This window comes from Actinoplanes cyaneus, assembly GCF_016862095.1.
Classification (GTDB): domain Bacteria; phylum Actinomycetota; class Actinomycetes; order Mycobacteriales; family Micromonosporaceae; genus Actinoplanes; species Actinoplanes cyaneus.
Genome location: NZ_BOMH01000172.1, coordinates 1 through 764 on the forward strand (window position 1 = coordinate 1; position 764 = coordinate 764).

Consider the following 764-nt stretch of genomic DNA (forward strand, 5'->3'; position numbering starts at 1 on the left):
GCCTGCTGCGCATGGAGGACGAGCTGCACAAGCGCGTCATCGGCCAGGAGGATGCGGTCAAGGCGGTCTCCAAGGCGATCCGGCGTACCCGGGCGGGGTTGAAGGACCCGAAGCGGCCGTCGGGCTCGTTCATCTTCGCCGGTCCGTCCGGTGTCGGTAAGACCGAGTTGTCGAAGGCTCTGGCGGAGTTCCTGTTCGGCTCCGAGGATGCGTTGATCCAGCTGGACATGTCGGAGTTCCACGACCGGTACACGGTGTCGCGGCTGGTCGGTGCCCCTCCCGGTTACGTCGGTTACGACGAGGGTGGGCAGCTGACCGAGAAGGTGCGTCGTAAGCCGTTCAGCGTGGTGCTGTTCGACGAGATCGAGAAGGCGCACCCGGATGTCTTCAACACGTTGCTGCAGATTCTGGAGGACGGCCGGCTCACCGATGGTCAGGGCCGGATCGTGGACTTCAAGAACACGGTCATCATCCTGACCACGAACCTGGGCACGCGGGATGTGGCGAAGGCGGTGTCGCTGGGCTTCCAGGCCTCGGAGGACACCGAGAGCAACTACGACCGGATGAAGGTCAAGGTCAACGACGAGCTGAAGCAGCACTTCCGGCCGGAGTTCCTGAACCGCATCGACGACACGATCGTCTTCCACCAGCTGCGGGAGGACGAGATCCTGCAGATCGTGGACATCTTCGTCAGCCGGATCGAGGGCCAGCTCAAGAACAAGGACATGGGTCTGGAGCTGACCGACAACGCCAAGAAGTACCTG

1 protein-coding gene is annotated in these 764 nt (G+C 62.8%); it reads left to right on the forward strand.

The window, feature by feature from the left end; genetic code table 11:
* On the forward strand, positions 1–764 hold a 764-nt coding region (locus Acy02nite_RS46215; protein ID WP_203756846.1), incomplete at both ends, for an AAA family ATPase.